Source organism: Riemerella anatipestifer, assembly GCF_009663465.1.
Lineage (GTDB): Bacteria > Bacteroidota > Bacteroidia > Flavobacteriales > Weeksellaceae > Riemerella > Riemerella anatipestifer_C.
Window position 1 is genome coordinate 62,953 of sequence record NZ_QXHU01000001.1, and the last position, 20,637, is coordinate 83,589.

Sequence of the window (20,637 nt, forward strand, 5' to 3'; positions counted from 1 at the left end):
TAATTCAAAAAAATACTTTAGTAAACCTCGTAACCTTACAGAATTATCTTATCAAGAGCTTTATTTCTCAGTTGCCAACCTCATTTTCTGTCCTGGTCAATCCTATGATTGGAGGTAGGTGATTTTTTTCAGCACGAATTAAAATAGGCTACCCTAAAATATTTCGTTTAGAATTATTATATTTGTCAAAATTCAAAACGAGTTATGAGTACAACTTACATAGAGTCTCAAAAAGTATCTTTTGAGGATTTTAAAAATAGTATTTTAAACGATTATAAACTAGGGAGAATTTCCCGAGAGATGTCCTATCTAGGTAGGAGAGAAGTGCTTACAGGAAAAGCAAAATTTGGTATCTTTGGTGATGGTAAAGAGTTGCCACAGTTGGCGATGGCAAGGGTGTTTAGAAATGGCGATTTTAGGTCGGGATATTACAGAGACCAGACTTTCGCCTTAGCGATACAAGCCGTAAGTGTAGAGAGTTTTTTCGCACAGCTTTATGCAGATACAAGTGTAGAAAGAGAGCCCGCATCGGCAGGAAGACAAATGAACGGGCATTACGCTACTAGAAGCCTTAACGAAGATGGTAGTTGGAAAAACTTAACAGAACAGAAAAACATTTCTTCCGATATATCGCCTACGGCGGGGCAGATGCCTAGACTTTTAGGTTTAGCACAAGCCTCCAAAATTTATAAAGAAATCCAGTTTGAAGGTTCAGAAAAATTCTCTCGTAATGGCAACGAGGTAGCTTTTGGGACGATAGGAGATGCCTCCACTGCGGAAGGTCATTTTTGGGAAACCCTCAATGCTGCGTGTGCCTTGCAAGTCCCTATGATTGTAAGTATTTGGGACGATGGGTATGGTATTTCTGTGCCTACACACAACCAAAGAGCCAAAGCAGATATTACCGAAATGCTATCAGGTTTCCAAAGAAAAGAAGGTAAAGCTGAAGGTTGCGAAATCATTACCGTAAAGGCGTGGGATTATCCAGCTTTGCTAGACGCTTACGCTAGAGCAGAAGATTTTGCAAGGAATCAAAGCATTCCAGTGGTAGTTCACGTTAAAGAAGTTACGCAGCCACAAGGGCACTCCACATCGGGGTCTCACGAAAGATACAAATCAGAAGAGCGATTGAATTGGGAAGCAGAGTACGATGGTCTTAAACAGTTTAGAGAATGGATACTCAATTATAGCATAGAAATAGACGGACAAACGGAAATTCTTGCTACGGCAGAAGAATTAGATGCCTTAGATAAAGAAGCAAAAAAGGAAGTTAAGGAAGGACAAAAAAGAGCGTGGGAAGACTACCAAAATGCTATTAAAGCTGTAAAAGAGAAAGGTCTATCGGCGGTAGAAAAACTTAAAGCTCAAAATGCTCAAGTAGAATCTTTATTGCAAGATTTCGGTAAAATCATATCGGTTGGAAAGAGAGAAGTGTTCCATCTGATGAGAAAAGCACTATGGCTTACAAGAGGGCAAGATTCTGCGGAAAGAAAAGATTTAGAAAAGACTTATCAAGAGCTTTTATTGCAGGAGCAAGACCATTATTCATCTCATCTTTACTCTCAATCTCAATGGAAGGCAACTAATGTAAAAGAAGTAAAGCCAATTTATAGTGATAATTCCGAAGAAGTGGACGGAAGGGTAGTGGTAAGAAATAATTTTGATAAAATATTTGAAAAATATCCACAAACCTTAGTTTTTGGAGAAGACACAGGGAACATTGGCGATGTAAACCAAGGTCTAGAAGGAATGCAGGAGAAGTATGGCGCAACGAGAGTGGCAGATACAGGGATTAGAGAAGCCACTATCTTAGGTCAAGGGATTGGTATGGCGATGAGAGGGCTTCGTCCAATTGCAGAAATTCAATATTTAGACTACATCCTCTACTGTTTGCAAGGTATGAGTGATGATTTGGCAACAGTACAATACAGAACTAAAGGGGGACAAAAAGCGCCAGTAATTATAAGAACCAGAGGGCATAGATTAGAAGGAATTTGGCATTCAGGCTCTCCTATGGCGGGGATACTTAACTTGTCCAAAGGAATTTTGGTATTAGTTCCTAGAAACTTAACTAAAGCAGCAGGGTTTTACAACACAATGTTACAAAGTGATGAACCTGCGGTAATTGTGGAGTGTCTCAATGGTTATCGTTTAAAAGAAAAACAACCAGACAACCTAGGCGAGTTTACCGTGCCTGTGGGTAAAATAGAGGTAACGAAAGAAGGGGCAGATGTTACCCTTGTTACTTATGGTTCTACTTGGCGTGTAGTGATGGAGGCAGCTAAAGAACTAGAGCAGTTAGGCATTTCAGCGGAAGTGATAGATGTTCAGTCGTTAATTCCATTTGACTTAGAGCACGAAATTGCGAAAAGCGTTCAGAAGACCAATCGTTTAGTGGTGATAGATGAAGATGTGGAAGGAGGAACTTCTGCCTTTATTCTTCAGCAAATTTTAGAAAAACAAAAAGCCTTTAGATATTTGGATAGCGACCCAGTAACCATTACGGCTAAAAACCACAGACCAGCTTATGCTAGTGATGGAGATTACTTTAGTAAACCATCTGTGGACGATATAGTGGAGGAAGTTTATGCGGTGTTTCACGAAACCAATCCAAGTAAATTCCCTAAAATATAAACAATAATAAAAATTGATAAGAGCGATTGTTTAACGGCAGTCGCTCAACCTATTTAATACATAAAACTCAATATTATGAGAAAGATACAAATGGTAGATTTGCAGAGCCAGTATTTTAAAATTAAAAATGAAGTGGATAATGCGGTGCTTAATGTAATGCAGTCGGCACAGTTCATCAATGGTTCGGAGGTTAAATCTTTCCAATCCGAGTTAGAAGAATATTTAGATGTAAAACATGTAATCCCTTGTGCTAACGGTACAGACGCACTCCAAATAGCTTTAATGGCTTTAGGTTTAAAAGAAGGAGATGAGGTAATTACTGCAGACTTTACCTTTGCTGCAACGGTAGAGGTGATACATTTATTAAAGTTGAAAGCCGTTTTGGTAGATGTGGACTATGATACCTTTACTATAAATACAGAGAAGTTAAAGGAATCCATTACTCCAAAGACTAAAGCGATAATTCCTGTGCATTTATTTGGACAATGTGCTAATATGGAGGAGATTCTAAAAATAGCAAAGGAACACAATATTTTTGTAGTAGAAGACAATGCACAAGCCATAGGTGCGGAATACACTTTTGCCGATGGAACGACTAAAAAATCTGGCACAATGGGAAGCATAGGAACGACTTCATTCTTCCCGTCTAAAAATTTAGGATGTTACGGAGACGGGGGCGCTATCTTTACTAATGATGATGCTTTAGCACACCGTCTAAGAGGAATTGTAAATCACGGAATGTACGAACGCTATTATCACGATGAGGTGGGTGTTAATTCAAGACTAGATAGCATACAAGCGGCGGTTCTAAGAAAAAAACTACCACATCTGGATAACTATAACGAAGCTAGACGCAAAGCTGCGGATTTTTACGATGAGGCTTTTAAAGATTGTCCTCATATTTTAACGCCAAAAAGAGCAGGAAACTCAACGCACGTATTTCATCAATACACTCTTAGAATCCTTAATGGGAAAAGAAACGAGCTTCAGCAGTATTTGGCAGAAAAAGAAATTCCTGCAATGATATACTATCCTGTGGCACTTAGAAAACAGAAGGCTTACTACCAAGAAAGTAATGATGCCGATTTTGTAAATACAGACCGTTTGTTATCCGAAGTAATTTCATTACCAATGCACACCGAGTTAGATGACGAACAGTTAAAATATATTACGGAAACTGTTTTAGAGTTTGTAAATAAATAAGAAAGAGTTATGACAATATTAGTAACGGGAGGTTTAGGCTATATAGGCTCTCACACAGTGGTTGAACTACTGAATGACGGTTTTGATGTTGTGATTGTAGATGATATGTCTAATTCGGAGAAATTTGTGCTTAAAAATATAGAAGAGATTACAGGCAAAAAACCTATTTTCTATCCTTTCGATTTAAAACGAAGAGAATTATTAAGTCAAGTTTTAGATGCTTATAATATAGAAGGTTGTATCAACTTTGCTGCTTTTAAAGCGGTGGGAGAAAGCCAAGTGAAACCGATAGATTACTATGAGAACAATCTATTTTCCTTAATCAATATATTACAAGAATTTAAAGAACGGAATATTTCTAACTTTATATTTTCCTCGTCGTGTACGGTTTATGGTCAGGCAGACGAAATGCCAATAGACGAAAATACACCACTCAAAACTCCAGAATCTTCCTATGGTAAAACCAAGCAGATGGGAGAGGAGATTTTAAAGGATTTTTCTAGAGCTCACGCTAAAAAAGTGTCTTTGTTGAGGTACTTTAATCCCATTGGGGCACATCCTTCGGGCAAAATAGGAGAGTTACCGTTGGGAGTACCTAACAATTTGGTGCCTTATGTTACACAAACAGCGGCAGGGATTAGAGAGAAACTTAGTATTTGGGGAGACGATTATCCAACGCCAGATGGTACCGCGATTAGAGATTATATTTATGTGGTAGATTTAGCTAAGGCTCATTTGGCAGCACTTAAAAAGCTCATCAATGCAAAAGAAGAGACTGTTTTGGATATTTATAATTTGGGAACAGGGCAAGGTTCTTCGGTTTTAGAAGTCGTTAAAGCTTTTGAAAATGCCAATCGGGTAGAAGTACCGTATCAAATATGCAGTCGTAGAGAAGGTGATATTACCATAGCTTATGCCAATGCTGATAAAGCAGAGAGAGAACTCGGTTGGAAAGCTGAAACCTCTTTAGAAGAAGCTCTTAGAACGACTTGGGAATGGCAAAAATATCTAGAACAGAGAAACCATTAGCTAGATGATAAAGGGAATATATGCTTGTTGGATTTATGTAAGTAATTTAGAATTATCCATAAGATTTTATCAAGAAATAGGTTTTAACCTAAAATTGATAGAGGGAGATTGGGCTGAATTTGAATTCAATGGAGGCAGTTTTGCTTTGTTAAGGAGACCAATTGAAAAGGGTAAGGTTGTACCCACAAAAACGAGAATTATGTTTGAAGTTGATGATATTTTTTCCATATATAATATTTTGAGTGAGAAAAGTGTAAAAATGATAGGAGGTATTAAGAAAGAAAGTTATGGCAATTTACTCACTTTTGAAGATATTGATGGACATTGGTTAGAATTCTTTGAAAAGAAGGTTTGATGAAAAAAGATTTAATACTAAAATATTTCCCAGAGCTTACCGAGCAGCAGCAACATCAGTTTGCGTTGCTAGAGCCTCTCTATAAAGAATGGAACGAGAAAATAAATGTAATTTCTAGGAAAGATACGGATAGCCTTTATGAGAAACATGTATTACATTCTTTAGGTATCGCTAAGGTAATGCCTTTTTCGGAAGGAACAAAAGTTCTGGATATTGGTACTGGCGGTGGATTTCCAGGGATACCTTTGGCAATAATGTTTCCAGAGGTAGAGTTTACCTTAATAGATTCTATTGGGAAGAAGATAAAAGTGGTACAAGCGGTATCAGAGGCATTAGAGTTAAAGAATTTAATAGCCGTACACGGAAGAGCCGAAAAACTTAAGGATAAATACCATTTTGTAGTCAGTAGGGCGGTTACGCAGATGCCAGTGTTTTTACGATGGCTAAAAGGAAAGTTTGAAAAAGAACAATTTAATCCTAAACATAATGGCGTACTTTACCTAAAAGGCGGCGATTTGGCGGAGGAATTGGCAGGACTTAAATGCGAGATTTTCAATCTTAAAAATTACTTTGAAGAAGAGTTTTTTGATACAAAAAAGGTAGTGTATCTTTCTAAAGGTAATTTCAACTCATAAAGTTAAAAACATAGATTTAGCAAAAAAATACCAATGAATTTCCTTAATAAAATTATAGATGAATTATTAGTACAATCATCGGATTTATCTCGATTTAACATCGTTTTACCAGGTAAAAGACCGGTGGTGTTTATTAAGGATATTCTAAAAAAACAAAAAAAATATTCGGGGCTACTTCCGCAATTTTCTACTATTGAGGAGCTCATTAGGGATATTTCTGGCTATCAAGAAATCAAAGGGATTTCCTTATGGCTATTTGCTTATAATGTTTATAGGCAGCTATTTCCAGCAGAGGATTTTGGTCAGTTTTTAAAATGGTTTCCAACATTATTGAAGGATTGGGACGATATTTTAAAGTTTTCTGATTCTGATGAGGTAGTGTTGGAATATATGTTTGATGAGGAACGCATTAAAAATTGGGGAGAAACTTTAGGTGAAGAAGACAATGCAAGGCAGAGAAATCTCAACTTTTGGCGAAAAATGACTGCCTTTTTGCCATTACTAAAAAAAGAACTTAAAGCTAAGCAATGGGCAACCTCTGGAATGCTTCATCAGGAAGCCAAATCTAAAGTTAAATTATTTGCAGAGCAAACATCGGAGCGATATGTTTTTTGTGGTTTTAATGCCTTTACGCCGGTTGAAGAATTGTTGGTAAGGCAGTTGTTACAATGGGACAAGGCACAATGTTTTTTCCAAGCAGACGAGTACTATATTAAAGATAAAAGGCAAGAAGCAGGGCAGTTTTTAAGGCGTTATATAGATTGGGCGGAGTTTAATGATTACAGAAACTTTAGTTGGGTAGAGAATCAGTTTTCTCAATCTAAAAACATCAATGTTTATGAGGTTTCGGGCAATGTTACCCAAACGCAGGTGATTCCTAAAATATTCAAAGATTATAAAGAGTCAGACTATTCTAAGACGGCTTTGGTCTTACTAGACGAGAACTTGCTTCCTGCTTGTCTAGAAGTCTTATCAGAAGTGCCTAAAGTTAATATTACGATGGGGCTTCCGCTTAAGAATTTGTCTTTTAGCAACGCTATGAAACAGATTTTTTATCTGCACAAACAGCTAGAGAAAAAATCATCAACTTATTATCATCACGATGTTGTGGGAATTTTGGAAACTTTGCCAACCGATGAGCAGGAGGATAAAATCATTAGAGCGTTTGTAAACTACATTTCGGAGCATAATATTGTTTATGTTTCCTACTCTCTTTTAAAAGAATATTTGGGTGGATTGAATTTCTTTAACATCTTTGAAAAACAAGGCGTTAAGGAGTTGCTAAATATACTAATAGCTTTTTGTTATCAGTTGAAATATAAGCCTATAGATGATATTCAGTACGAGAATATTTCTTATTTTGAAAAGAGTTTTAAAATCGTTAAAAATCAATTAGAGCCTTACCAATTTGATGTAAGTATAGAAGATTTAGAGGTTTTGGTTAATCAGATGGTAAGTGCAGAGTCTGTGGATTTTCAAGGCGAACCTTTGTCTGGTTTGCAGGTTATGGGATTGCTGGAAACCAGATTGCTCAATTTTGAAAACATCATTTTGCTATCCACTAACGAAGGTAAACTTCCGCTGGGGAACTCACAAAATACCTATCTGCCTTTTGATGTAAGAAAGAACTTCGGACTTAATACTTTCTTAGAGAACGATGGTATTTATGCCTATCATTTCTACCGATTGTTGCAAAACGCTCATCATATCCACTTGCTTTATAATGCCTTGTCTTCGGGCGTTAATACGGGAGAGAAAAGTAGATTTATCACCCAAATAGAAATGGAAAGTCCTCATCAAGTGCAAAAAATTATGGTGGAGAATGAGTCGCAACCCGTAGAGGTCCTTCCGATGGTGGTTTCTAAAACTCCACAGGTAATGGAACGGCTCAAAGAATGGAAACATAATATTGCGGCATCACACCTTACCACTTATCTCTATAATCCTATTGATTTTTATGCTAAAGTAGTTTTAAAGATAAAGGAAACCTCCGAAATAGAAGAGGAACTTTCTCTTAGGAACTATGGTAATTTAGTGCATTATGCGTTGGAGTTTTTATATGATAAATTAAAGGGGAAGATATTAACTCCGCAGGATTTAGAATGGGCAATAACTCAAATAGATGAAAGTATTGAGTTTGCAATAAAAACACTGAAGCATCAGCCCGAATTTTACGAAAGAGGTATGAATTTCGTACACCAGCAGATGGCTAAAAAAGTTATAGGTGATATTTTAAAGTTAGATTTGGAGCTGGTTTCTAGTGGAAATACCTTAGAAATTCTGGATTTAGAAAAAGAAATCAAAGATGTTAAATTTAAAGCTTCGGACGAGTTAGAAGTGGCTTTTAATGGTTTTATAGATAGGATTGATAGGCTCAACGGAAATCTAAGAGTGATAGATTATAAAACGGCTAAAACTAAAAACCTAAAACTGAAAATCTCTGATAAAAATAGGGAAACACTACTTCAAAATAAGGAGTATAAACAAGCGCTTCAGCTTTGTATTTATGCCTATGCTATGGGGCAACTTTCCGAGTTTTGGGGTAAGGATATTAGTTGTGGGATATGGAGTTTTGCAGAGGTAGGGCGTGGAGTACAGATGCTAGAAATAGATGGCGACTTATCCGATGCTATGGTTTCAATATCAAGCATTATTACAGAAATTCTCAATCCTGATATAGATTTTGAGGAAAGAAGTGTCTAGGAAGATGTATTATGGCGAAAAAGAGTATCATTAAAATGAATAATTTCAGAAATAAAACTTTTCTAAAATTTCTTTGGGGGATTTTGGGTGTTTATTTTATGAATATAAGTATAGATACTCCAGATGATGATAGATATTATTTCTCGGAACCCTCAAATTATAATGATATGGAAAGTATCATAGAGGTGATTGTAGAGAAAGTGTTTAAGTACGAAAATGCCATAGAAGAATCAGAGGAATACGATTTGGATAATTACACTAAAAAAGCTAAATATAACTGGTTTTTTGGATTATTTTCTCTTTGTAAATCGGCTCAATTGTTTGATATTTATTTCTCAAAATATATTTGCACCGTTGGAGTATCCAAGCTCCTTAACGGCTTTTCTCAATTTGATGTGCCTCCTCCTAAAATTTGATTTTAATTTATAAACGGTTTATGATAATGATGGTTCTTAATGAATTAAGGACTATTTAGAGTTGTAAAATAAATTTAGATTAAAATCAAAAATAATATGAATTTTAGAAGAATAATACTATTTGTCTTAGGTTTGGTATCTGCTATATCGTTTTCTCAAAGTATTAACAATGAAAAAGATAGTCTTTATATAGCAGAGGTAGAAGATACTAAAGAGCCAGCCAAAGTTTTACACGCAGAACCTTTGTACATAGATTTGATAAGGGATTTAGGAGCGAGAAAAGGCGAAAAAGAATGGAATTTAGGACTTGGATTAACAGATAAACTCAATTTTGATGCCTATGAAGCATTGGTAGAGTACGAATGGGCTCCTATTGATAGGTTAGGATTAGAAGTAGAGCTACCGTTTACATTCTATTCTCCTACGGGAAACGAGAGAGTGCAGGCACCGTCTAGTAAACTTAATAGTTTGAAATTGGCTTTACAATGGTCGTTTTTGGTAAATGAAGAAAAAGCGACTACAATGGCTTTAGGCTACATCAATGAGTTAGAGTTTTCAGATTTTGGACGCTTTGGAAAACCTTTAATTAAAGGAAATGTTTACAACCCGTTTTTTGTAGTGGCTAAACGCTGGGGAACTAATTTCCACACTTTGGTTTATACAGGACCAATGATAGAGCAGAGTTTTATCACCAATAAATTTCATATGGTGTATGATGTACATTCTAATTTCCATTATATGATTTCGGGGACAAGAAATTTTGTGGGAATGGAATTTAATAAAACCTTTGATAGAGGTAATTTTGATATGGTCATGCGTCCACAGATGCGTTTGGGGATTTCGGAGCAGCTGATGCTGGGGGTTGTTGTGGGGATTCCTGTAAGTAAAGAAAATGAACGATTGAGCTCTTTTCTAAGGTTGATATGGGAGCCTAAACACTAGTATTTGTTAATAACTTTTTAAGTCTAGAAGTTCAAAAAACAAAAGAGGTTAAAGGTCTTGCCAATTTTCTCATACACGAAGTAGTGAACAAACTATCTGCATCTGATACTCTTCACATTGCGGTGGAAAAGCAGTATTCCATTTGTGGGAACGATGAGCATTTAATGGTATAATGGCTCCTACTACTAAAGTAAAAGAAATTGTTATAAACTCCACAGAGGCTTATGAAGCACTTTATAAAGTTAAAAATACAACAGTAGTAACGGGTGGTCTTGTAGATGGGGATTATTTTAATGCTGATTCAACGGAGTTTAGTAGCTTTAACCTTTCAGAAGAAAAAAAGCCAGTCTATTTCCTGGATTTTATTTCAATTAAAAACGATAAGGTAGAAGTAGTGATAAAGCATAATGATAAAGAAAAAGCTCGTATCACTGTAGTTTTTAAGAATAATCAGTGGGTTTAATGGTTATAAACCTAAGTTCAACTAATAAAACAATGCCAATTGGTTGTTTTATTAGTTGAACTTAGGATTTATATTTATGCTCTATATCAAAAAAATATAATGAGGAGCGACTCATACAATGATTTAATTACACTTACAAATCTTTCAGTAGCTCTTCTACCGCTCGTTTAAGCTGATTATCCTCACCTTGATTGGCTTTTTCTTGATCCAAATAAACTTCTATATCTGGCTGAAGTTCAAAGTTTTCTAAATAAGTACCATCTTCTTTTTCATAGCCTACCGCAGGAATACCAAAATTTAATGTCGGATCTTGCAGTGTAACCCAATTAACCGAAGTCATTGTACCAGGAACTGGTGCACCTACCAATTTACCTAACTTTAAATGCTTATAAACCCACGGCGTACCATGTGCATTAGAATAATCGGCTTCGTTAATTACCATAATAGATGGTTTCGTCCAACGGCGACTAGGCATTACCCCATATTTCTTCCCTTGAACCTTCTGAGTAAGGTATTTTTTAGCACTAAAGAAAACCTCTATATCCTCGTGCAAACGCCCTCCTCCATTATTTCTAATATCTATTACGATACCTTCTTTATTATTATATTTCCCTAAAACATCAGAATACACCTCACGGAAACTATCATCTCCCATAGAACGAATATGCACATAGCCTAACCTTCCGCCAGACCATTTTTCTACATCTGCGGCTCTTTGCTTAATCCATCTTTGATAAAGGATTTCGTTCCATTTCCACGCATTTATCCCTTTTATTTCTTCGTCCCAGCGTGTTCCATCTTTAGGATTATAAAGAGAAATTAAAATCTTCTTTCCTGCTTTACCTTCCAAATACTGATAATAATCTACTTTAGATGTAATAACTTCCCCATCTATCTTTTCAATAATATGCCCTTGCTTAGCTTTAGAACGATAGTTATCGAACGGACTATTTACAGGTATTTCTTCTATCAAAAGTCCATTACCCTTCGGGGTAACAAACACACCTAATTCTGCTGTTGCCGCTTGATATGATGCTGAAGGACGGTATTTAGACCCTGTATGTGATACATTAAGTTCTCCTAAAAGCTCACTAAGCATTTCTGAAAAATCATAGTTGTTATTGATATATGGAAGGTATTTTCGGTATTGTTCTGTGAGTTTTTCCCAATTAACGCCGTGTATATCTTTAACATAGAAACGCTCTTTGAGCTCTCTTTTCACCATATCAAACATAAATTCTCTTTCCTTAGTTAAATCCAACTTCATATCTGCTGAAAAACTAAGGTCTTTTATCTTTTCTGATGGCAATTCTAAAAGTTTGGCTTTTCTTCCGCTCAATAAAAAGATTTTTTTACCATCTTTACTTGCCTCTAAATAAGCCGACGAACCATTGAGCTTAGACAATAGCTTCGTTGACCTTTCTCTTAAATCGTGTACCCATAGATCAAACCCTTTTTCAAAAGAAGCTAAATAATAGAGTTTCTTTCCGTCCTTACTGATAATAGCATCGCCAAGCTCTGAAGAATTTGGTGTAAGCCTTACCACTCGTTCGGATAAATTCTCCCATTCTATATTGATGTCTTTAGATTTTTTATCTTTCTTAGGCGTTTCCTTTTTATCGTCTTTGTTGTCTTTAGCATCTTCCGCTTCGGATTTTTTTTCCTTCTTTTCAGCCTCAGCTAAAAGTTCGTATTCCTCTTTGTTCATACGGTATTTGTCGTAGGCTTCTCTATTAAGAAACACTATCATTTGGTCGCTCATAGACCCCCAAGAAGCGTGGTTACGCATTCCGTAGCGTTCAGATTTCCAAATAATAGCATTACCATCTAACGCCCAATGAGGATTGGTGTCAAAATAACCAGAGTCTGTAATATTCACAATCTCCTTACCACCTTCTGTACTTATGATACCTATATCGGAATAAGGCACCCTATCCCTCGCAATATACTGTACCACAAGCCATTTACCGTCAGGCGACCATTCGTAATTGATGTATCCATTTCTCTCTGTTTGATACTTAGGGTCTGTGATTTTTCTGATTTTTTTAGTTTCAAAATTGTAAATAGCAATATGCGTTCGGTTCTGAATAAAAGCTACCTCTTTACCATCAGGCGAATATTGAGGATACATTTTCTCTGAATTATCACTAGGAATGAGTTTTTCTTCGGTAATTAAAGTTGCATTAGAAAAGTTAGGGTCTTCTTTTCTTTGAATACTTGCCTTGTACAAATCCCAATATCCATCTCTATAACTGGCATAAACAAGATTTCTCCCATCTGCTGAGAAACTTACACCTTGCTCTGCTGCTGCTGTTTTGGTAATTTGTTTGGTAGTATTATAATCCGTGGAGCTTACAAAAACCTCTCCTCTAATCACCATAGCTACCTGCTTACCGTCTGGAGAAACTGAAGATGAAGTTGCCCCTGAACTGAACGCCATAAATTTACTCTGCTGATTAGAAACATCACTAATGATATTTACATTTACCTTCTGAGGTTTGCCCATTGGTTTAGATAAGTAGATTTCGCCATCATAACTGTAAGCTATAGAGCCGTTATTCGCTACAGATAAATAACGTACTGGAAAATCTTTATGAAAAGTAACCTGTTCTATCTTAGAAGGCTGTACAACAGAGGTTTTAAACACATTAAAACTACCCGCTCTTTCACTAAGGAAATATAAAGTCTTCCCGTCTGAACTCAATACAGGATTTCGGTCTTCTCCCTTCCAATTGATAATTTGAGTGTGCTTTTTAGATTTAAAATCGTATCTCCATATATCTCTCGTAACTGAAGAGGTATGATGCTTACGCCACTGATTTTCATTACCTTTAATATTTTCATAATACATAGCCTCCCCATTGGAAGTCAAGCTAATAGACTTAGTAGAAGAATTAAAAATTCGTTCTGGTTGTCCTCCATCAATAGAAATTTGATATAACTGTATAGAAGCTGATGGAAAAATAACATTCTGAGGACTATTTTGAAGGTTAGCCGAATAAATAATGCATTTCCCATCTTTGGAGAAAGCTAATGGCAATGCCGTCTGAGAATGGAAGGTAACTTGCTTGGCTTCTCCACCTTGAGAAGGCATAATAAAAACTCTTTGAACCCCATTTTCTCTATCACTACTAAACGCAATAAATTTCCCATCAGGAGACCATACAGGGTCTGAATCGTAAGCTGGATGTGTAGTAAGCCTTGCTGCAGAACCACCCTCCGAAGATACAGTATAAATGTCTCCCATATAGGTAAACGCAATTTTTTTTCCATCAGGAGAAATAGCTGTATTCCTCAGCCACAAGGGCGAATTATTCCCAAAAGCACTAGTCCAAACCAGTAGCAATAGTAAAGCAAAATTTAACTTTCTCATCTTTTTTTATAATAAATTCTTGGTTAATCAATAGAAAAATGAGTTCTCACTAAAGACCTCATTCCCCAAAAATACAAAAAATATATAAATCGGATTTTCACTCTTAAAATCAATGGAAAAATAAAAGACTGCCTCAAAAAGACAGTCTTTAAAATTGAATAAATCATTAAATTTATTTCACAAGTTTAATAGAAATAGCGTATCCTCCACTTCTTGCCATTTTAACAGGAATTTTAGACTTGCTAGTTACTACCTTTTTGTAAATATGATACGATTGTGGATTATTAACATAATCAGCATCTTTACCGTCTTCATAGACAGTTGCTTCATATTTTCTACCTTTATCAAGGAATGATAAATCTACCACAAAATCTCTAGCATTTTCGTCTGTGATACCACCCACAAACCACTCTTCTTTTCCTTTAGCCTTTCTAGCAGTATGAATGTAATCTCCCGGTTCTGCAGCCAAGATTTTAGTATCGTCCCAATCCACAGCAACATCTTTGATAAACTGGAAGGCCTCTAGGTGCTTCTCATAGTTTTCTGGTAAATCTGCAGCCATCTGTAAAGGCGAATACATCACAACATAAAGCCCTAATTGTTTTGCTAAAGTGGTTTTAACAAATCTAGTATCGTTAGGGAAATAATAGTTCATTTTAGTTTGGAAAATACCTGGCGTATAGTCCATTGGACCACCCATAAATCTCGTAAACGGCAATATGGTCTGGTGTTCTGGTGGGTTACCTCCAAAAACTTCGTATTCAGTACCTCTAGCAGCTTCAGCTGCTACCCAGTTAGGGTAAGTTCTATTAAGTCCAGAAGGTCTTACAGATTCGTGAGAGTTAACCATAATTTTGTAATCCGCAGCTTTTTCTGCAATACGGTTGTAGTGGTTAATCATCCATTGACTGTAATGGTGTTCTCCTCTAGGAATAATATTGCCGACATAACCACTTTTAACAGCGGTATATCCGTATTTATTCATCAGCTTAAATGCCTCATCTGCCCATCTTTCATAGTTAGTTGCTGCCCCTGATGTTTCGTGATGCATCATTAGACGAATTCCTTTTTTATGAGCATAATCGTTAAGCATTTTTATATCAAAATCAGGATATGGCGTAACGAAATCAAAAACAAATTCCTTTGATTTGCCAAACCAATCTTCCCAACCAATGTTCCAACCTTCAATTAACAATGCATCAAAACCGTGTTTAGAGGCAAAGTCTATATAGTTTTTTACCTTTTCGTTATTAGCAGCGTGTTTTCCGTTAGGTGTTAGTTTCGTGAAATCGGTTTCTCCTATTTTTACATTGTCTGCCGTAGAGTACGCCCACTGAGATTTACCTATAATCATTTCCCACCATACGCCCATATATTTAGTAGGTTTAATCCAAGAAGTATCCTTGTATTTGGTAGGTTCATTAAGGTTGAATAACATTTTAGAAGCTAAAACTTCCTCTGCCTTTGGTGAGGCAATAATGGTTCTCCAAGGTGTAACCGCAGAAGTTTGAACATAACCTTTTGCTCCTTGTGCATCAGGTGTAAGATGAATTGTAAATTTGTAATCTTTAGCACTAACATCTAGGTTAGACGCAGGGTAATCTATCACAGCAGCTTCTGCCAAGTTAATATAGAGCGGTTTCTTACCTTCTCTTTTAAGCATTAGCGGTGTCTGAACTCCGTTTTTGATAGGACTTTGTGAAACATTATCTTCCACAGCCGCAGCCCATTTAGCTGGTATTTCGGAAACATTACTCGTCTGATAAACATACTCTTGCGTATCATAATCTCCAGCCAACCACCACGCCTTCATATCCGTAGGGAAATCAAACTCGGTAAGTTCTTCTTTTATGATAAAATAGTTGAGATTTTCTTGTTGTGGAAATTCATAACGGAAACCTAAGCCATCGTTAAAAAGCCTGAATTTAATAACGATATTTTTATTTTGTTCCTTTTGATTTAAGGTAATGGCAAGTTCGTTATAATGATTTTTGTAGAACTTTTTTTCACCTAGAACAGGTTGCCAGTCTTCATTTTTAGAATCTCTTTTTTCATCTATCTTTACAAAACCTGAACTTAAGTTTAAGCTCTCTTGATTACTGAGGTCTTTGTAGTTATAAGTTGATTTCTTAAAAACTTCAAAACCTAATTTTGACGGCTCTAATACAGGATTACCTTCATAGCTAAGGCTATAATACGGAATTCCATTTTCTAGTTTGAAATTCATTTCAAACTTACCATCAGGCGATTTTAGGCTCTGTGCAGACAAGACTCCGAAAGAAAGTCCTAAGAATGCTATGGCGATATTTCTTTTTTTCATAACTGATATTTATATGTAGTTGAATTAAACGGCAAAAGTGTTGTTTTAGGCAACACTTTTGCTATATTTAGGTTATAATTACACTAGTAACCTGGGTTTTGAACCAAGTTAGTATTAGCTATTATATCCTTTGCAGGAATTGGATAAAGGTTTCTGGTATCACTTACTGCAGTACCGCCTTTAACACCTCCTTTCCAAGGCCATAGATAAGCACCAGAAGTAAATTTACCGAAACGAATTAAATCGGTTCTTCTTGTACCTTCCCAAGCTAACTCTCTAGCCCTTTCATCTAAGATGAAATCTAAAGTCAGTTGTGATGCAGTAATATTTCCATTAGTATTGCCATAAGCTCTTTCTCTAATTTTATTTACATAAGTAAGAGCTTTGCTAAGGTCTCCAGAACCACCTCTCAATACTGCTTCTGCATACATAAGGTAAGCATCTGCTAAACGGAATAGAGGGAAATCTGTATCTGTAAAGTTTCCTGAAACATCAGAACCTGCTTTACCTGCTCTATCTACATTTTTAAACTTAATGAACGCATAACCATCCGTAAATGATGCTATATCGTTAATTTCATAATTCTGTCCATTAGTAAAGAATCTACCTCTTTTATCTATATCTCCTAAAGCATTAGGGAATTTTTCCACTAAATTTTTAGTAGTTCTAAGTCCCCACCAACCACCGTTGATACCAAAATCAGAAGCCTTCATATTTCCTCCTACAGCAGCGTGAACTAAGAAAGTTGTACCACCCCAAGTACGAGTACTGATACCATCATAATTGATAGAAAATACTACCTCATTATTATCCAAATGGTTATCCGCTAAGAAAAGCTCTTCGTAATTTCCTTTTAAGCTATATCCTGCTGTTGCTACCTTTTCTGCATAATCAGCGGCTTCTGTATATCTTTTTTCTCCTGTATAAACTTCTGCATTAAGATAAAGTTTAGCTAGTAACATCCATACAGCGGCTTTATCTGCTCTTCCATATTCATTAGCTCTTGGAGCTTTTAATAATCCCTCCAGGTCTTTTAATTCTTTTTCTACATATTGGAATAAAGCTTTCCTTTCTATTCTCGCAGGAGGTGTTAAACCTATTTCTGTGTTTTCATTTACAAAAGGAACATTACCAAATAAATCTATGGCGTGTGCATAACTCAATGCTCTTAAAAAGCGAGCCTCATTTCTGAAAAGTCTAGCTTCTTCAGCCTGAGCTCCTGTAATACCACGAGAAGACAGTTTATCATCAGAAGTTTCTCTAATAAACTCACTGGTAAGTGTTACTTGATATATAACACGATAATACATTGCTGTAATAAATTGGTTGTCAGAACCCCACTTCATTGTGTTCATTTCTGGTAAATTGGCATCTCCCCAACCTATTATCGCTTCATCAGTAGGTAATTCTTGTAACTGGAAATATTGTCTCAAATAGTTAGACATACCTCCATCAATCCCTTTAACATCTGGTCTTCCATCTCCTCCATCTTGTCCACCTATTGCTAATCCTGCGTAACATTTCGCTAGTACATTTTTGTAATTTGCAAAGTCTGAGTAAACACTCACTGAAGTAACATCACTACTATGCACTTGATCCAAATCTCTTTCGCACGAAGTAAGAGAGAAATTAAATGCTAAAGCAGCTATTCCTATTTTTAAATATTTTAAGTTCATTATTTTAAATTTTTAACTTGTATAACTTTTAATTAAAACTGAAGGTTGAAACCTAATGAATACACACGAGGTCTTTGGTAGAAATTGTTATCAACCCCATTGAAGACTTCTGGATCCACTCCGCTATACTTGGTAACCACAAAAACATTGTTTACAGAAGCATTCACTCTCAATCTTGCATTTCCTATAAACTGAGGAAAATTATACCCTATGTTAATATTATCCATTCTTAGGAATGAAGCATCTTCTACATAATAGTCTGAAAAATATTGAGCTTTAGTAAATCCTGTATTAAGATAATCTCTAGAAACATTTTGCAAATATCCATTAGTACCTATATTTTGTAAATTTCCGTATCTAGCATTGGCATTATTATAAACATAATTACCTAAACTAGCTCTGAGTGCAAATCCCATATCCCAATTTTTATAAGTCATTCTAGATGTAAATGCAAACAAAGCTTTTGGCATAGACGACTTATGCTCGTACATATCTTGCTCGTTTATAATGCCATCTCCATTTCTATCTACATAGTCGCCTTCTATTGGTCTTCCACTAGCATCATATTTCTGCTGATAAACATAGAAAGAATTTGGTTTATAGCCTACAGAATGTGTTTGTATTAAACCACCTGTAATACCTGATATACCTCCAACAAGCACTCTTTGACCAGCTCCTTCATTAGCTGCTAAATTGGTAATTTTAGCAGCTTGGAATGTTGCATTAGCAGAAATATCCCAAGAGAAATTTTCGTTTTGAATAGCTTTCCACAATGCACCAATTTCAAGCCCTTTAGATTCCATATTTCCTATGTTTGATAAAAGTAAATTGGTAAAGTTAGCACCTCCTGGGGTTGGAGCCTCACTTAGTAAATCTACTGTGTATCTTTTATATGCATCTACATTAAATAGTAATCTATCTTTTAAGATACCAAAGTCTAATCCTATGTTGGTAGTTCTTGTAGTTTCCCATCTGATATTTGGGTCATAGCCTTCTGGACGATACAGTGTATAAGGCACACCACCTATAAGATAATTAGCTCCAGAATTGGATATACTATATTTAGCTAAGTATGGATAGTCATTATCCATAATATCTTGCTGACCAGTTACTCCCCAACCTCCTCTTAGTTTAAAAGTAGAGATTGTAGTGTTACCTTTAAGGAAATTCTCTTGATCAATTCTCCAAGCTACTGATACAGATGGAAAATATCCCCATTTATAACCTGTACCAAATCTAGATGAACCATCTCTACGCACAGAAGCCGTAAGTAAATATCTATTTTTAAATGTGTAATTTAACCTAGTATAGTAAGATATCAATATATTGTGTGTAAAGAAATCCACACCACTTGCAGGATCATTAGTTCCATCTCCGTAGATTGTAGGTGCAAAAGGCTTAGATTCATTCCATTTTTGGTAAGAGTACCCCGCCATAACATCAATATCAGACTCTATAGAAGGTAGTTTTTTAGAATAGTTTAGATAAAATTCTAAAAGCCTATTTTTCTTTTCTTGCTCATAGTTTCTATTGGTTCCTTTTTGGAAGTATGATGAAGCTAATGTAGGTAAAGTAGTAACTGTTCCGTTGGAATTAGATAGGTCTAGACCTAAATTTAAATTAGCTCTTAGCTCTGGTAAGAAATGAAATTTATAGTCAAACTGAACATTCCCCAAGAGTCTTTTTACATAAGAAACATCTCTTCTTTGGTAAAGCATAGAAAGAGGGTTTCTGGTTGCATTTTGGTTAGGTATTCCATTATCCATCCATTCCCAATAACCGCCCATCGCTTGATTAGAAGCATCGTAAATATTTTGTGTTGGATCAAAAGACGCAGCTGCATTGATAGCTTCTCCATCAGTAAACCTATTTTCTACATAAGTCCCTTTTAAGTTAAAATTAATATCCAAATGATTATTAAATAATTTTGGATTTAAGTTTAAACCTGCAGTGCTTCTTTCTATATTATTAGTTCTAATAATACCATCTTGGTTAAGGTATCCTAAAGATAGTCTAAATGGTACTTTACCAATTCCTCCAGATAGTGTTAAATTATTATCAAAACCTGTCGCTAATTGATAAAAGGCTTCTTGCCAATTGGTACTTGCATTACCTAATTTAGAAATATAATCTGCTGATGCTTTATCTTTTACTAAAGTTCTGAATTCGTTAGCATCCATCATATTCACCGTTCCAAATCTCTGAGAAACAGATGTTGTGGAATTATAGCCTACTCTAAGTTTTCCTCTAGTTCCTTTCTTAGTGGTAATGATGATAACCCCATTAGAAGCTCTATTACCATAGATAGCCGCTGCAGATGCATCTTTAAGAATGTTAAAAGATTCTATATCGTTAGGGTTAATAAGGGCTAATGGGTTAGCGGCTCCATCAATTCCTTTGGTATCTAATGGCATTCCGTCTATAACGATAAGTGGGTCATTAGATGCATTAAGAGACGCTCCACTTCTTACTCTAATTGTAGAGCCACTACCAGGAGCACCACCATTAGTTGTAATCTGTACACCTGCCGCTTTACCTTGAATAAGCTGTTCTGGCGAAGATAACATACCATCATTAAAATCTTTAGAAGAAATTGCCGTTACAGAACCTGTAAGATCTGATTTTTTCTTCTTTCCGTAACCTATAAGCACTACCTCATCTATACTTTTGGTTTTGGTAGAATCTACCTTTTGTGCTTGTAGCATCGCTCCCGCTAGTAGAAAAGCTGGAGCAATCTTTAATACTGAATAGTTTTTCATTGTATTTTATTAAAAATCAATAGTTATAAAATTTAATATTTATTCAACTCAATAAAATCGAGGGGCTAAGTTACAATATATTTTGAAATAACAAACGGAATACTATAAAAATTACCTCCTAATAAATGG

At 35.8% G+C, this 20,637-nt stretch carries 13 protein-coding genes; 9 read left to right on the top strand and 4 right to left on the bottom strand.

From position 1 onward, the window contains the following. Positions 1–204 precede the first annotated feature (204 nt). The 9 genes from D1003_RS00255 to D1003_RS00295 all read left to right on the top strand — a co-directional run bounded on the left by D1003_RS00255 (position 205) and on the right by D1003_RS00295 (position 10,380). A complete protein-coding gene (locus D1003_RS00255) occupies positions 205–2,634 on the top strand; it encodes a thiamine pyrophosphate-dependent enzyme (protein WP_153935256.1) in 2,430 nt (809 codons plus the stop codon). A gap of 75 nt (positions 2,635–2,709) precedes the next feature. Further along, positions 2,710–3,837, top strand: coding sequence for a DegT/DnrJ/EryC1/StrS aminotransferase family protein (locus D1003_RS00260; RefSeq protein ID WP_153935257.1), 1,128 nt, complete (start codon positions 2,710–2,712; stop codon positions 3,835–3,837). A 9-nt stretch (positions 3,838–3,846) separates the two neighbouring features. Further along, positions 3,847–4,866, top strand: coding sequence for a UDP-glucose 4-epimerase GalE (gene galE / locus D1003_RS00265; RefSeq protein ID WP_153935258.1), 1,020 nt, complete (start codon positions 3,847–3,849; stop codon positions 4,864–4,866). A gap of 4 nt (positions 4,867–4,870) precedes the next feature. Then, positions 4,871–5,221: a VOC family protein gene (locus tag D1003_RS00270; protein ID WP_004919835.1), complete on the top strand. Its 351-nt coding sequence runs from the start codon at positions 4,871–4,873 to the stop codon at positions 5,219–5,221. Next, positions 5,221–5,856: a 16S rRNA (guanine(527)-N(7))-methyltransferase RsmG gene (gene rsmG / locus D1003_RS00275; RefSeq protein ID WP_153935259.1), complete on the top strand. Its 636-nt coding sequence runs from the start codon at positions 5,221–5,223 to the stop codon at positions 5,854–5,856. Before D1003_RS00270 ends, rsmG begins: the two co-directional genes overlap by 1 nt. A gap of 33 nt (positions 5,857–5,889) precedes the next feature. After that, a complete protein-coding gene (locus D1003_RS00280) occupies positions 5,890–8,559 on the top strand; it encodes a PD-(D/E)XK nuclease family protein (RefSeq protein ID WP_153935260.1) in 2,670 nt (889 codons plus the stop codon). An 11-nt stretch (positions 8,560–8,570) separates the two neighbouring features. Next, complete coding sequence (locus D1003_RS00285; RefSeq protein WP_052910804.1) at positions 8,571–8,975, top strand: hypothetical protein; 405 nt, start codon at positions 8,571–8,573, stop codon at positions 8,973–8,975. A gap of 96 nt (positions 8,976–9,071) precedes the next feature. Beyond that, a complete protein-coding gene (locus tag D1003_RS00290; protein WP_153935261.1) occupies positions 9,072–9,917 on the top strand; it encodes an HAEPLYID family protein in 846 nt (281 codons plus the stop codon). A gap of 172 nt (positions 9,918–10,089) precedes the next feature. After that, on the top strand, positions 10,090–10,380 hold the full coding sequence (locus D1003_RS00295; RefSeq protein WP_260393257.1) for a hypothetical protein: 291 nt from the start codon (positions 10,090–10,092) through the stop codon (positions 10,378–10,380). Between the two features lie 133 nt (positions 10,381–10,513). Here D1003_RS00295 and D1003_RS00300 read toward each other — a convergent pair whose 3' ends face one another. The 4 genes from D1003_RS00300 to D1003_RS00315 form a co-directional block, all read right to left on the bottom strand. Beyond that, positions 10,514–13,753, bottom strand: coding sequence for a S41 family peptidase (locus D1003_RS00300; RefSeq protein WP_153935262.1), 3,240 nt, complete (start codon positions 13,751–13,753; stop codon positions 10,514–10,516). 172 nt (positions 13,754–13,925) lie between these two features. After that, positions 13,926–16,073 carry a glycoside hydrolase family 97 protein gene (locus tag D1003_RS00305; protein ID WP_153935263.1) on the bottom strand — a complete coding sequence of 716 codons (2,148 nt, stop codon included), beginning with the start codon at positions 16,071–16,073 and terminating at the stop codon, positions 13,926–13,928. Positions 16,074–16,156: 83 nt separating this feature from the next. Further along, the gene (locus D1003_RS00310) at positions 16,157–17,749 is read right to left on the bottom strand and encodes a RagB/SusD family nutrient uptake outer membrane protein (protein WP_153935264.1); all 1,593 of its coding nucleotides are present in this window, start codon (positions 17,747–17,749) and stop codon (positions 16,157–16,159) included. A gap of 32 nt (positions 17,750–17,781) precedes the next feature. Further along, positions 17,782–20,508, bottom strand: a complete 2,727-nt coding sequence (locus tag D1003_RS00315; protein WP_153935265.1) for a SusC/RagA family TonB-linked outer membrane protein — start codon at positions 20,506–20,508, stop codon at positions 17,782–17,784. Positions 20,509–20,637: the final 129 nt, after the last annotated feature.